This is a genomic window from Epibacterium sp. HA2-3, from assembly GCF_055693725.2.
In genome coordinates this window covers 2486873-2499841 of record NZ_CM172490.1, presented here as the reverse complement: position 1 = coordinate 2499841, position 12969 = coordinate 2486873, and the positions used below count along the sequence as shown (strand labels likewise).

Genomic DNA, 12969 nt, shown 5'->3' with positions numbered 1-12969 from the left:
ACAGGCGTGGGGTGGCGACAGCGCTTACACAGTGTTGACTAGTCGGCGAACAGATAGGGCGTGCGCACCACCTCAAGGGCGGTCTCAACCGGCACGTCCAGAAACTGTGAAACCGCAAGAGCGTTGTCGCTCTCGGGGCCGCGTTCCGCGACCGTCCAATGGCGCACAAAACCCGCATCGCGGATTTGGTCAATTTCATTGCTGATGTCGTTGCGGATTGCGGGTAGCAGTCGCTCAAGCGTTGCCTTGGCCGCATGTTCACCGGCGAGCCCGACCCGATGCGCGTGGCCAATGAGGTAGCTGTCCGAAAAATCGCAGTCGATCCGCAGGAGCCGTGTGTGGGACCGGTCTGAATAGAAATCATGCATCAGTTCGAGCGCGGACGGATCAAGGCAAATAATCAGCCGGTCGGTCTCGTAATAGTCAAACAGCATCCGCACCAGGGCGCGCCGATGACGGGTGCGTTTGGCGAGGGTGCGCTGGATGCCGCCAAGATCGGGCAGGGGCGTGCCTTCTTCGTGGAAAAGATACTCGATCGCGGGCGTATTGGTGAGCGTGCGGATCTGCTCCAGCATACGTTTGGCCACATGCCATTTCTTGCAGGTGAGGATCAACAATTCACGCTCGCGCCCGAGGCTGCTCTCGGTTTCCCAGAAGCGCGGTGCAAAACGCTGTCCGGTGCGCCCGCGCTCGGACAGAAACTTGTAAAGGTTGCGCCCCTCGTTGGAAATTTTGAACTCCACATCTCGCGCGGCATACAGACGCCCGAGGCGCGTTTTCAGTTCTTTTGCATCAGGACTGATTTTGCGCGCAAACAGGAAATCCTGCCCCAGCAACAGATCATAGTGATCGTTATAAAAATTCACCGGCATGCCGTAGTCGCTGAACATTAAAAACGTAAGTGTGCGACTTTCGATCTCATCTTCAGGAATGAGGTGGCGCACAAGCGTCTGAAAAAATGTCTCATCCGGAATCCAGGTCGAGGCAAAAAAACGCATCACGTCGCGGCGTTTGCGTGTCATCGCGAGCACAGCTTCGACGGTGCGTCGGCGCAGGCACCACCATTGGCTGCCGATCTGGACCTGAATATCGGCGGGCACCTCCCGCGTCAGTTTGAGCTTCTTCTGAAGCTCGAACGCGGCATAGAACAGGCGTTTCTGGGTGCGTTCGTTAAAGTAGTGGCGATAGATCAGCCGGTCCTCCTTCATCCCGGTCTTGATCCAGTCGCTCTCGAAGAAATCAAAGCTCTCGATGAAATCCTTGTCGTGCTGATCGAGAAAGGCGCGCGCGTATTGCGCCGTCTTGATCGCCATGCAATCCCCCGACAGCATGTAAAAATGCGTTGCGCGCGGGAACTCGTCGACAGCTGCCTCCAGCGCATTGAGTGTGGCGCGCACCAAGGACCATTCGCCCCAACCACATTTCACCCGACGCTTGGCGAACGTCACGTTGGGATTGTCTGAAAGCGCGGAGCGGATAGCACGATAGTCGCGGGTCTTGGCACGGGCATCAAAGTGGATCGCCATAAAATCGCCGGTCGCAGTGAGCCGGTTGGCCTGCTGAATGATGGCCTCCGGATCCTTGTGACAGAGCAGAATATAGGCGATTTTTGCCATAGTTAGGATGCAATAGCCTGTTTTATCGAACTGTTTCCTTGATAAAGTGGAAGTAGGGCTGAATAAACCAGATTGTTCTTCATTGACCGCCAGATAGGGCATTCTTGCCCCACGCGACACAAGGGAAGTGTGAGAGATGGGATTTCCGGGCACTTGGATGACCGAGAGTGAGAGCGTGGTCTACCGCGTGGTGCCAAAATGCGCCTGTTCGACCATTGGCCAGATCATGTATTACTCAGATCACGGGCGGTTCTTTGACGGCGACATTCACGACTCGACCGCGGGGCTGCACAAATGGGCGCAAGTCGAGAGCAAGCCCCTGATCGAGAGCAATGTGATCGCGCACCGTGCCTATGCGTTTACCTGCGTGCGCAATCCCTACACTCGGATCCTAAGCTCGTTTTTTGACAAGATTTGCGGCATACAGCGCAATGGGCGCCGGTATCGGGGCAACCTGGTACCACAATTGACGTATGAATACGGCATCGAGGTCGGCGGCGAGGATGGCAAGCAGGAGTTTGACCAGATCAAGAGTTTTCGGCGTTTCTTGTTGTTTGCGCGGGATACGATCCGGTGGCGTCGCCCCATGGAGCCTGACATTCACTGGTCGGCAACCTCGGGGCATGTGGCGACATTCATCGTCAACGGAGGCCGCTACGACAAGGTGATCTGGACGGAGAAGTTCAACGAAGGTATGCAGCAGGTGCTGGATGCGATTGAAACGCCGCATCCTGTCGATCTGGCGTCAATCCCCCGGTTCAACGAAAGCGAGGGGCACGGTCCCAAACGCGCGCATCCGGTCGAGGACTATTTTGACGATCTGTCAATGCACCTCGTTTATGAGATCTACAAACGCGATTTCGAGGTTTTCAAATACGATTTTGAAAACCCTGCAAACAAGATGCCGATTGCTGAGATCGATCTTGATGAGCTCCACGCCAAGCTCGGGGATTGATCCACGGGGCACGCGGGCAGGGCTCCGGCCTGTGCTGCGTTCATTAAAATGATCTGATCCAGTTGGGCCGAGCGCCGGGCGCGTGCCCGGCCTGCGCTTTCTGGAAAACAAAGCAGATTGGCGGCTCTGCGGCCCGTGACCCGTGGCGCTGACTCCGAAGGTAAAAAAGGCCCCTCAGCCTTGCGCTTGAGGGGCCTTTGCGTTGCGATCAACCGCGTTGATTACTCGTCGTCTGGCAGTTGGCGCACAGCGCCTTTGGCTGCAGATGTGGCCAGCAAGGCGTAAGCCTTGAGCGCGGTTGATACCTTGCGTTTACGCTTGGCAACAGGTTTCCAGCCTTTCTCATCCTGCGCGGCGCGGCGCGCTGCAAGGGTGGCCTCATCCACCGCCAGGTGGATGGAACGGTTGGGGATATCGATCTCGATGGTGTCGCCATGCTCCACGAGGCCGATGGTGCCACCTTCGGCGGCTTCGGGCGAGACGTGGCCAATGGAAAGCCCCGACGTGCCGCCGGAGAAACGCCCATCGGTCAACAGAGCACAGTCTTTTCCGAGCCCCTTGGATTTGAGGTAGGACGTTGGGTAGAGCATTTCCTGCATGCCCGGTCCCCCGCGCGGCCCCTCATAGCGGATGACAACTACATCGCCCGCCTGAACTTTGCCGGTGAGGATATCATTGACGGCCTGGTCCTGGCTCTCGCAGACATAGGCTTTGCCGGTGAACTTCAGGATCGAGGCGTCCACGCCCGCCGTTTTCACGATGCAGCCATCCAGTGCGATATTCCCAAAGAGCACCGCGAGGCCGCCGTCCTGGCTGAAGGCATGTTCCTTGGAGCGGATAACGCCGCCCTTGCGGTCGATGTCGAGATCCTTGAAGCGGTTGGACTGGCTGAAGGCCTGCGTCGTACGCACTCCGCCGGGAGCGGCCTTGAAGAGGTCCTTCGCCGCTTGGTTGTCCGCCACAGCGATGTCCCAATGGGCGATGGCTTCACCCATGCTGTCGCTGTGGACCGTCGGGACGTCATTGTGCAGGAGGCCTGCACGGGACAGCTCCCCGAGGATCGAGAAGATCCCACCGGCGCGGTGAACGTCCTCCATATGGACGTTCTCGATATTGGGCGCGACTTTACACAGGCAGGGCACCTTGCGGCTCAGCCGGTCGATGTCTTGCATGGTGAAGTCTACCTTGCCCTCATGCGCGATGGCGAGGAGGTGCAAAACGGTATTGGTGGAGCCGCCCATGGCAATATCAAGGCTCATGGCGTTCTCAAACGCCTCAAAGGTGGCGATTTCGCGCGGCAGCAGGCCTTTTTCGTTCTGCTCATAGTGGCGCTTGGTGATCTCGACGATCTTGCGCCCCGCCTCGAGGAACAATTGCTTGCGATCCGAGTGGGTGGCCAGGGTGGAGCCATTGCCGGGCAGCGCAAGCCCAAGGGCTTCGGCCAGACAGTTCATCGAGTTTGCGGTGAACATGCCAGAGCAGGAGCCACATGTGGGGCAGGCGTTTTCCTCGATGTGCTGGACTTCCTCGTCGGTCAGCTTGTCGCTTGCGGCGGCAACCATTGCGTCCACGAGGTCGATTTTCTTGGCATCAAGGGAGTCGATGTCGATCTTGCCCGCTTCCATCGGGCCACCGGACACAAAGATCACCGGGATGTTGAGGCGCATTGCGGCCATCATCATGCCGGGGGTGATCTTGTCGCAGTTGGAGATACAGACCATCGCGTCGGCGCAATGGGCGTTGACCATATACTCAACCGAATCCGCGATCACCTCGCGCGAGGGGAGCGAATAGAGCATGCCATCGTGGCCCATGGCGATGCCGTCGTCCACAGCGATGGTGTTGAACTCCTTGGCCACACCGCCAGCGGACTCAACCTCACGGGCCACCATCTGCCCCAGATCCTTGAGGTGAACGTGGCCGGGGACGAATTGGGTGAAGGAGTTCACGATGGCGATGATCGGCTTGCCGAAATCGCTTTCGGTCATGCCAGTGGCGCGCCAGAGGCCACGAGCGCCGGCCATGTTGCGACCGTGGGTGGAGGTTCTTGATCGGTACATCGGCATATTGCTGGTTCCCTATATTTTTGCCCACAGGGACACTATTCGCGCAGTAAAGGCAACATGTCGGGGCGGTTTGTGGTCACGAAATTACTCAAGGGGCCGCGATTTCAGTGTTTTGCAAAACCGCGGCGGTTCAGGTCATCAGGTCTTGATGGGTTGCGGAAGTGGCAGCGCAGTCAGACGGGTGACAGCAAGCCCTATCAGGAGAGCCCAGAAAGCGGCACCGATTCCCGCAAAAGTCACGCCCGAAACTGTCATCATGAAGGTGATCAGCGCGGCCTCGCGCCCCCGGCTTTCAGCCAATGCGGCCGAGAGGCTGTTGCCGATGGTCGACAGAAGCGCAAGCCCCGCAACGGTCGCGATCAAGGCCTGTGGGGCGATGAGAAACAGGCTGATGACGGTCGCGCCACCCAAGCCCACCAGACAGTAGAGAACCCCGGCAATCACGCTTGAGAGATAGCGGCTCTTGGGATTCTCGTCAGCTTCGGGTCCGGCACAGATGGCGGCCGTGATGGCGGCCAGGTTGAAGGCAAAGCCACCAAACGGTGACAGGATCAGGGATGCTAGCCCGGTGACGGTAAGGCTGGCAGAGACCGGGGGCGGGTATCCGGCACCGCGCAATGTCACCACGCCCGGCATATTTTGCGAACACATGGTCACGACGTACAACGGCAGTCCCACACCAATCAGGACCGGGAGTGAGAACTCTGGTGCCACGAATTCTGGCATGCTGAGGCTGAAGGTGAGGGCATCAAGGTCGCCAAACGATCCTGCCCCCGCGGCCCAGAGGCAGCCGACGAGCAGCACGACCGGGATCGCATAGCGCGGGAAAAGGACTTTGCCCGCCAGAAAGGTGACGCCCATGGCCCCCACGAGTGCTGCATCATCGCTCAGGGCGTGGAACGCCGAGAGTCCAAACTGGAACAGGATCCCAGCGAGGAGCGCGTTTGCAAGCGAGTCGGGGATCAGTTTTGCCAGTCGTTCAAACCAGCCCGTGAGCCCCGTTAGGGTCAGGAGTGCGCCACAAAACAGGAAGGCCCCCACCGCTTGTGGCAATGAGACCCCATCCAGTCCCGTTGCCAGAAGTGCGGCACCCGGTGTCGACCATGCCGTGAGGATCGGCATGCGAAACCGCAAGGAAAGGGTAAGGCTCGTGAGCCCCATACCCAGCCCCAGAACCACCAGCCAGCTATTGGCCTGTGTCTGCGTTGCCCCCACCGCCTCGATCGCCTGAAAGATGATGGCGACCGAGCTGGTATATCCTACCAGCACAACAATCGCTCCCGCAGCGAGGTGAGAGAGTTTGAGGTTGCGCAGCATCAGGGTTTTCCTCGGGCAGGGGCTGGGGTAAGCGTTGTGCGTTATAGCGCACACTACAATTCGTGCGCTATAACGCACAAGTCATTTTTTCTATGGCCCACGGATGAGGGCCGCATTGGCCGAAATGGTCAGGGGAGCAGCATGAGCGACGAGAGTATCACGTTGAACTTACGCGAAATTCGCGCGGCGGCGGGTCTGAGTTTGTCCCGGGCTGCGGAACTTACCGGGGTCAGCAAGGCGATGCTTGGGCAGATAGAGCGCGGCGAATCCAGCCCGACGATCGCGACGCTGTGGAAGATTGCCAAAGGCTTCCACCTCCCTCTGACGGCGCTGATCGAAGAGAGCACCCGGCCCTCGGGGCGCAGTGGTGAAGTCTATCGCACGGTCGAGTTTCCCGGCAGCATCGCAGTCAAAATCGTCTTTCCCTATGACCCAAGCCTGGGCGCAGAAACATTTCACGTCAGCCTCAAACCCGGGCAAAGCCATGAGTCGCTGCCCCACGATACGGGCGTGACGGAAGAGGTCTTTGTGCTTGAGGGGCGTATGGAGGTGCTGCGGGACGGTGACTGGGTTGCGCTGGAGACAGGGCAGGGTTTGCGGTTTGATGCCGATCAGCCGCATGGGTATCGCAGCCTGAGCACGGGAGCCGCCTTTCTGAATATGCACCACTACCGGCAGGCGGCCCTGTCACGCGCGGCAGATTGACGCCACTGGCTTGTCCTGCGGTTGTGAATGCGCGTACCACTGAGCGCAAGATTTTCGATCAGGGCATTCAGTATGGAACGTGACACCCTGCGAGGCAGCCTGTTGATGGCGCTCGCAATGGCGGCCTTTGCCGTCGAGGATATGATCATTAAGTCGGTCGCCGCTGCGATGCCCACTGGGCAAGTGCTGATCCTTTTTGGGCTGGGCGGGATGGTGATCTTTGCGATCATGGCGTGTGCGCAAGGCTCCGCGCTCTGGCACCCGGGGTTTTGCACGCGTCCGCTGTTGTGGCGCTTTGTGGCCGAAGTCTCGGGGCGTCTGTTCTTCACCCTGGCGATTGTTCTGGCACCTTTGTCCCTGGCCTCAGCCATTTTGCAGGCCACCCCGCTTGTGGTGACCGCCGGGGCTGTGGTGTTTTTTGGCGAGTCCGTGGGCTGGCGGCGATGGCTGGCGATCTGTGTCGGGTTTCTCGGCGTCTTGATGATCCTGCGCCCGGGGCTCAGTGGATTTGAGGCCACCTCTCTGCTCGCAGTTGCGGGCATGCTTGGATTCGCGGGGCGGGATCTGGCGACCCGCGCAGCTCCCAAAACCATGAGCAATGCACAGCTTGGGCTTTTTGGCTTTGCAATGCTGGTGATTGCGGGCGTGATCCTGTTGTCTTGGACGGGTGGAGCAGTTTGGCCAACCGTTGCGCAGAGCGGCACGCTCGCGGCGGCAGTGGCGGTCGGGGTCCTGGCCTATATGGCACTTACGGGCGCGATGCGGACCGGAGAAATCTCTGTGGTTGCGCCGTTTCGCTACACCCGGCTTGTCTTTGCCATGGCGCTTGGAATTGCAGTGTTTGGAGAGCGCCCGGATGTGATGACGCTCTTGGGCTCCGCCTTGGTGGTGGGCAGCGGGATCTTTACGCTTCTGCGCAATCAGCGACAGAAGGCGTGAAAGCGCGCCGAGCATGGCCTTTGCAGCACAGAATGCCTGCTTTGTGCATCAGGTGATCTTGCACGCCGTTGCTCGGCGACTTACATCTGCGCCCCATGGCGAAACAAAAGACAGACCCGAATTACAAAGTCATAGCTGAAAACCGGCGCGCGCGGTTTGACTATGCGATCGAGCAGGATCTCGAATGCGGCATCATGCTTGAAGGGTCCGAGGTGAAATCCCTACGCGCGGGTGGCTCCAACATCGCGGAGTCCTATGCTGCGGTGGAGGAAGGCGAGCTGTGGCTGGTCAATTCCTATATCGCGCCCTACGAACAGGCGAAGGTCTTCAAACACGAAGAGCGCCGCCGCCGGAAGCTTTTGGTGTCGCGCAAGGAAATGGCGGATCTGTGGAACGCAACCCAGCGCAAGGGGATGACCCTTGTGCCGCTGGTTCTCTATTTCAACCATCGTGGCATGGCGAAGATCAAGATCGGCATCGCGAAGGGTAAGAAGAACCACGACAAGCGCGAAGCCCAGGCCAAACGCGATTGGTCACGCCAGAAACAACGCCTGCTCAAGGATCACGGCTAACCAGAGTCTGTGGGTTTCTGCGCGCTTGAGTGATCAAGCATGGCTTGCCTACATTCAGATCTCATTGCCAAACAACAAGCCCCGAAAGAGCGCACTCTTCCGGGGCCTTATTTAAGAGGTCTGAACAGGTCAGCTTAGTTTCTGGAGATCGGAGATCATCTTGTCGATATCACCGCCGTTGCGGTCGATCATCGCGCCGATTTCGGTGCGTTCGGTGAGCAGAAGATTCACGCCTTCAATGAACATGTTGAAGAACAGATCCTTGCCCGAACGGTCTGACACATGGAAGGTGACCTCAAACGGGGATTGGCCGCGCAGATAGGCAACGCAGGAGACCTCGTACCATCTCTTGACCTTCTTGACGCCGGTCACCTCAAGGCGACCGCCTATGAATTCGCGAAAACGGCTGCCGTATTTGCGGGCGATATAGCCTTGGAACGCGTTGGAGAAAGCGCGTTTCTGAGCGTTGGTGGCCCGGCGGGCGTCCACACCCATCGCGTAGGCCGCAATATAGGAGGTGTCGCTGTAGCGTTGGAAAATGCGCTCAAAATCGCCGTACATGGCGCGCTCTGACTTGCCAGAGGCGATTACCTTGTTGATGTCGGACACAAGACCGTTGATCAGGGCCGACGCCGAGCTTTCATTGAGCGCAAGGGCGGGCAACGCTGTGGTGGATACGCCAACCGCTGCAAGCGAGGCGAGGAAGTGACGGCGAAGCATGGCTTAGAACCCTCCGGTATCTAGTTCGAACGGATCGATCTCGGAATTCACGTCTTCCTGCCCCAGCTCGAAACGGCGGTTCTGCAGGTAGATCTGGCGGCCCTGTGCGTAGCTGTCGGCGCTCTCGTAAAGAATCGAATCGATCGTGTCGGAATATGTACCGCGATTGCCAAGCTGATCCACGATCTCGGCCGGGATCTGCAGGTCTTCGGCGGGATTGTTCTCAAACTGGCTGAGCGGGTTGGTGAAAAAGTCGACCACGATCCCGACAGCATCACGGGTGGTGGAGGGACCATAAGCGGGCAGCTCCACATAGGCGCCTTCGCCCGCACCCCAGATATGCAGGGTCTCGCCAAAGTCGGTCCGGGCTTCGGGCATCTTGAAATCAGATGCGGGATCGCCAAGCCCACCGATCCCGAGGACGGTGTTCACGGCAAAACGCCCCAGCGCTTGCCCAGCACCTTTGAAATTTCCCTGTAGCAGATAGTTCACTGCGTCGCCGGGCTTGGACAGGTTCTCGGCAAAATTGCCAAAAGCCGTAACCATATCGGGCGGAACCACAGCGACGTAGCCTTTGGACGCCGGGCGGAACGCATAGCGGTCGAGCCCTTTGTTGAACTGGTGAATGGAGCGGTTTGTATTCTCGTAGGGGTCGAAAATCTCACCGGCGGCCTTGGCGGCAGGGTCTTGGGTGGCACAGGCCGAAGTCAGGACCGCCGCGGAAAAGGCCATCGCGGTCACGGATTTTTTAAACAGGGCAATCATGTCTACCAATTCAGTTATAACTGGCGCCGGGTCACGCATCCTAGGGTCACTTAGCAATCTTTGCGTCACTTCCCAGCCCGGATCACAGCAAAGCCATATAATGTGACAGATATGGAACAGATTCCAGTCACTCTTTGAAATGAGTGCCGAGGCTTTATAAGGAAGTGTAGAGGCGCTGTACTGGAAAGTTATGAACAACAAATTTGCAAACGCGGGACGCGCAGAGCTTCTGGCAGTACGCCGTCAAAGCCGCAAACTTTATTGGACGGTTGCTCTGTTCAGCGCATTCGTCAACATGCTGATGTTGACCGGACCGCTCTATATGATGCAGGTCTATGACCGGGTTTTGGGCAGCCGATCTGAGGCCACGCTGCTGGCGCTCACTCTTTTGGTGATTTTCCTCTATGCGATGATGGGGCTCCTGGACGCCGTGCGCGGGCGGATCATGCGTCGCGTCGCGGCGCGGTTTCAGGCGGCGCTGGACAAGCGTGTGTTTGATGCAATGATCCGGCGCTCGGCGATTGCCAATGATCCAGAGGCGCAGACGGGCCTGAGCGATCTGGAGAGCGTGCAGAAATTTATTGCTTCTCCCGGTCTCATGGCCGCATTCGATCTGCCGTGGACCCCAATCTTCTTGGCGGGGATTGCCTTGTTTCACCCGTGGCTGGGGATGCTGGCGATTGGAGGTGGCAGCGTGCTGATCGCGATTGCGCTGCTCAATCAGCTCTTGAGCGCGGCCCCCAGCAAAGCCGCGATGGTCAGTGGTCATCACGCGACCCTGCAATCTGAAGAGATCCGCACCGAGGCGGAGATGATTCAGGCCATGGGCATGCGCGAATCCGCATTCCAGCGTTGGAGACACGCTCGAGACAAGGCGCTGGCGGATTACGTTGTCGCGTCGGATGTCACCGGGAGCTTCAGCACTGTGACCAAAACCCTGCGCCTGTTCTTGCAATCGGCGATGCTTGGTCTTGGCGCCTATTTGACGCTTCAGGGCGAGGTAAGTGCGGGTGCGATGATCGCGGGGTCGATCCTTTTGGGGCGTGCGCTCTCACCGATTGAGGTTGGTCTGGGGCAGTGGCCTCTGGTGCAGCGCGCACGCAAGGGCTGGAGCAATCTTGAAACCCTCCTGAGCAAGACCCCGCCAGAGCCTATTCGGACAGCCTTGCCAAAGCCCAAGGCGAAACTGGAGGTCGAGGCGGTCGCCGCCACAGCCCCCGGCGAGACGCGCCCGTTGCTGCGCAACGTGACTTTTCGGGTGGAGCCGGGCGAAGCCATCGGCGTGATCGGCCCCTCGGGATCCGGCAAGTCTACCCTTGCGCGCGTGTTGACCGGGGCGTGGCGTGCGGCGGCTGGGACCGTGCGCCTGGATGGCGCAGCGCTGTCACAATACGATCCCTCGGTGCTCGGGGATCACATCGGGTATCTGCCGCAACGGGTAGAGCTCTTTGAAGGTACGATCGCGCAGAACATTGCCCGCCTCGCCTCGTCCCCCGACGCGCGGGCGGTGGTCGAGGCCGCGAAGGCCGCCGCGGCGCATGAGATGATCGTGAGCCTGCCCGACGGCTATGACACCAAGGTGCGCTCTGGCGGTGGTCGCCTCTCTGGCGGTCAGATGCAGCGCATCGGCCTGGCTCGTGCCCTTTATGGCGACCCGGTGATCCTGATCCTGGATGAGCCGAACTCCAATCTAGACAATGATGGCTCTGTTGCCTTGAATAATGCAATCAAGAGGCTGAAATCACAGGGGAAATCTGTTCTCATCATGGCCCATCGTCCCGCTGCCATTCAGGAATGCGACAAGCTTTTGGTCGTGGAGCAAGGCGCGATGGTGGCCTTTGGCCCCAAAGATGAGGTGCTGCGGAAAATGGTTGCAAATCACCGCGAACTGCAACCCTCTGGTGCGCGCCGCCCGGCTCAGGGAGCAAATGCGCTGAAGGGAGGCCCTCAATGATCGACCCAATGACTGAGACAGCGCACAAAAGCTGGTCCGTACGCGGAGCCCTGATCGCGGGCGCGTTGGGTGTGATCATTCTGCTTGGCGGCTTTGGTACCTGGGCGGTTTTTTCCAATATCGCCGGGGCGGTTGTCGCCTCTGGCCAGATCGAAGTGGATCGCAACCGTCAGGTTGTGCAGCACATCGATGGCGGAGTCGTGGAAGACATTCTTGTGGACGAGGGCGATCTGGTCACCGCTGGCCAGACCTTGGTTCGTCTTGACGCGGTGGACCTGCGCTCGCAGCTCACGATTACCGAAGGACAGTTGTTTGAGATGATGGCCCGCCGAGGCAGGCTCGAGGCCGAGCGCGATGAGGTGGACACCATCAGCTTTGATGCAGAACTCCTGACGCTGGCGCAGCAACGCCCCGAAGTGGCTGAACTCGTCGAAGGGCAAGCCCGCCTGTTTCGCGCCCGACGCGAGTCGGTGCGCCGCGAGGTGGAGCAACTTGAAAAGCGCGCGGTCCAGATCGAGGATCAGATCACTGGCGTGCGCGCCCAGCAGGAGGCCACACGAGAACAGCTGGTTCTGATCAAAGAAGAGCTCAGCAACCAGCAGTCCCTGCTGGATCGAGGTCTTGCGCAGGCGTCGGTGGTGCTGAACCTCAGGCGCAATCAGGCCAACCTGCAAGGGACGCTGGGCGAGTTGATTGCGAGTGAGGCGCAGGCACGCGGTCGCATCACCGAGATCGAAATCGAGGCGCTGAAGCTCCGTAATCAGCGCCGCGAGGAGGCCATCACCCGCCTGCGCGACCTGCGCTACAGAGAGCTCGAGTTGATTGAAACGCGCCGTTCTCTGATTGATCGACTGGGCCGTCTGGACATTACCGCGCCTGTTTCGGGCGTAGTCTATGGGATGAGTGTGCGCACCCCACGTTCCGTCATCCGGCCCGCCGACCCTGTACTCTATCTGGTGCCGCAGGACCGACCCCTGGTGATCGCTGCGCGGGTTGCGCCGACGGATATTGACCAGATCCATGTCGGCCAGGCGGTCTCGATCAGATTGCCCGCGCTGGATCAGCGCCAAACGCCGGAACTGTTTGGATCGGTGACGCTGTTTTCGGCGGATGCTTTCCAGGACGAAACCACCGGGGCCTCCTACTATCGCGCCGAGATCGAGTTGAATGCGGGCGAAATGGATCGGCTCCCGGAGGGCACGGTTCTCATCCCGGGGATGCCGGTCGAAAGCTTTATCCGCACTGCTGATCGCTCGCCATTGGCCTATCTTGTAAAACCACTTTCGGACTATTTCGTACGCGCGTTCCGCGAAAGTTGAGGAACGCGTAGAAACCTGTCCAAAGGGGTCGCATTTGCCTC

General features: G+C 59.2%; 11 protein-coding genes. 6 read left to right on the top strand and 5 right to left on the bottom strand.

Annotated elements, in window-relative coordinates:
- Positions 1-38 precede the first annotated feature (38 nt).
- Positions 39-1616, bottom strand: coding sequence for a DUF5928 domain-containing protein (locus ACZ1HH_RS11670; RefSeq protein ID WP_011539807.1), 1578 nt, complete (start codon positions 1614-1616; stop codon positions 39-41).
- Between the two features lie 136 nt (positions 1617-1752).
- On the opposite strand from ACZ1HH_RS11670, the gene ACZ1HH_RS11665 reads away from it, so the two are divergent.
- Positions 1753-2571, top strand: coding sequence for a sulfotransferase family protein (locus ACZ1HH_RS11665; protein WP_472636706.1), 819 nt, complete (start codon positions 1753-1755; stop codon positions 2569-2571).
- Between the two features lie 221 nt (positions 2572-2792).
- Here ACZ1HH_RS11665 and ilvD read toward each other — a convergent pair whose 3' ends face one another.
- Positions 2793-4637 (bottom strand): dihydroxy-acid dehydratase, encoded by a 1845-nt coding sequence (gene ilvD, locus ACZ1HH_RS11660; RefSeq protein ID WP_011539805.1) that lies wholly within the window; start codon positions 4635-4637, stop codon positions 2793-2795.
- 138 nt (positions 4638-4775) lie between these two features.
- Complete coding sequence (locus tag ACZ1HH_RS11655; RefSeq protein WP_472636705.1) at positions 4776-5954, bottom strand: benzoate/H(+) symporter BenE family transporter; 1179 nt, start codon at positions 5952-5954, stop codon at positions 4776-4778.
- Positions 5955-6095: 141 nt separating this feature from the next.
- Between ACZ1HH_RS11655 and ACZ1HH_RS11650 the strand changes: the two genes are divergently transcribed.
- From ACZ1HH_RS11650 to smpB, 3 genes are all read left to right on the top strand, one after another.
- Positions 6096-6659, top strand: a complete 564-nt coding sequence (locus ACZ1HH_RS11650; RefSeq protein ID WP_011539803.1) for a helix-turn-helix domain-containing protein — start codon at positions 6096-6098, stop codon at positions 6657-6659.
- Positions 6660-6731: 72 nt separating this feature from the next.
- Positions 6732-7598 (top strand): DMT family transporter, encoded by an 867-nt coding sequence (locus tag ACZ1HH_RS11645; RefSeq protein WP_011539802.1) that lies wholly within the window; start codon positions 6732-6734, stop codon positions 7596-7598.
- Between the two features lie 95 nt (positions 7599-7693).
- Positions 7694-8170: an SsrA-binding protein SmpB gene (smpB, locus tag ACZ1HH_RS11640; RefSeq protein ID WP_011539801.1), complete on the top strand. Its 477-nt coding sequence runs from the start codon at positions 7694-7696 to the stop codon at positions 8168-8170.
- Positions 8171-8299: 129 nt separating this feature from the next.
- Here smpB and ACZ1HH_RS11635 read toward each other — a convergent pair whose 3' ends face one another.
- Together ACZ1HH_RS11635 and ACZ1HH_RS11630 are read right to left on the bottom strand one after the other, a co-directional pair.
- Positions 8300-8890 (bottom strand): MlaC/ttg2D family ABC transporter substrate-binding protein, encoded by a 591-nt coding sequence (locus ACZ1HH_RS11635; protein WP_472636704.1) that lies wholly within the window; start codon positions 8888-8890, stop codon positions 8300-8302.
- Positions 8891-8893: 3 nt separating this feature from the next.
- Positions 8894-9655 (bottom strand): MlaA family lipoprotein, encoded by a 762-nt coding sequence (locus ACZ1HH_RS11630; RefSeq protein ID WP_044026899.1) that lies wholly within the window; start codon positions 9653-9655, stop codon positions 8894-8896.
- A gap of 190 nt (positions 9656-9845) precedes the next feature.
- Here ACZ1HH_RS11630 and ACZ1HH_RS11625 point away from each other — a divergent pair, with 190 nt between their 5' ends.
- Together ACZ1HH_RS11625 and ACZ1HH_RS11620 are read left to right on the top strand one after the other, a co-directional pair.
- Positions 9846-11609 carry a type I secretion system permease/ATPase gene (locus tag ACZ1HH_RS11625; protein ID WP_487320287.1) on the top strand — a complete coding sequence of 588 codons (1764 nt, stop codon included), beginning with the start codon at positions 9846-9848 and terminating at the stop codon, positions 11607-11609.
- Positions 11606-12928, top strand: coding sequence for an HlyD family type I secretion periplasmic adaptor subunit (locus ACZ1HH_RS11620; RefSeq protein WP_011539797.1), 1323 nt, complete (start codon positions 11606-11608; stop codon positions 12926-12928). The genes ACZ1HH_RS11625 and ACZ1HH_RS11620 overlap by 4 nt, the downstream gene beginning before the upstream one ends.
- Positions 12929-12969: the final 41 nt, after the last annotated feature.

Bases quoted from the DNA above. Each gene is read 5' to 3' on its own strand.
- ACZ1HH_RS11670 (WP_011539807.1), bottom strand. From the start codon at position 1,616: ATGGCAAAAATCGCCTATATTCTGCTCTGTCACAAGGATCCGGAGGCC.
- ACZ1HH_RS11665 (WP_472636706.1), top strand. From the start codon at position 1,753: ATGGGATTTCCGGGCACTTGGATGACCGAGAGTGAGAGCGTGGTCTAC.
- ilvD (WP_011539805.1), bottom strand. From the start codon at position 4,637: ATGCCGATGTACCGATCAAGAACCTCCACCCACGGTCGCAACATGGCC.
- ACZ1HH_RS11655 (WP_472636705.1), bottom strand. From the start codon at position 5,954: ATGCTGCGCAACCTCAAACTCTCTCACCTCGCTGCGGGAGCGATTGTT.
- ACZ1HH_RS11650 (WP_011539803.1), top strand. From the start codon at position 6,096: ATGAGCGACGAGAGTATCACGTTGAACTTACGCGAAATTCGCGCGGCG.
- ACZ1HH_RS11645 (WP_011539802.1), top strand. From the start codon at position 6,732: ATGGAACGTGACACCCTGCGAGGCAGCCTGTTGATGGCGCTCGCAATG.
- smpB (WP_011539801.1), top strand. From the start codon at position 7,694: ATGGCGAAACAAAAGACAGACCCGAATTACAAAGTCATAGCTGAAAAC.
- ACZ1HH_RS11635 (WP_472636704.1), bottom strand. From the start codon at position 8,890: ATGCTTCGCCGTCACTTCCTCGCCTCGCTTGCAGCGGTTGGCGTATCC.
- ACZ1HH_RS11630 (WP_044026899.1), bottom strand. From the start codon at position 9,655: ATGATTGCCCTGTTTAAAAAATCCGTGACCGCGATGGCCTTTTCCGCG.
- ACZ1HH_RS11625 (WP_487320287.1), top strand. From the start codon at position 9,846: ATGAACAACAAATTTGCAAACGCGGGACGCGCAGAGCTTCTGGCAGTA.
- ACZ1HH_RS11620 (WP_011539797.1), top strand. From the start codon at position 11,606: ATGATCGACCCAATGACTGAGACAGCGCACAAAAGCTGGTCCGTACGC.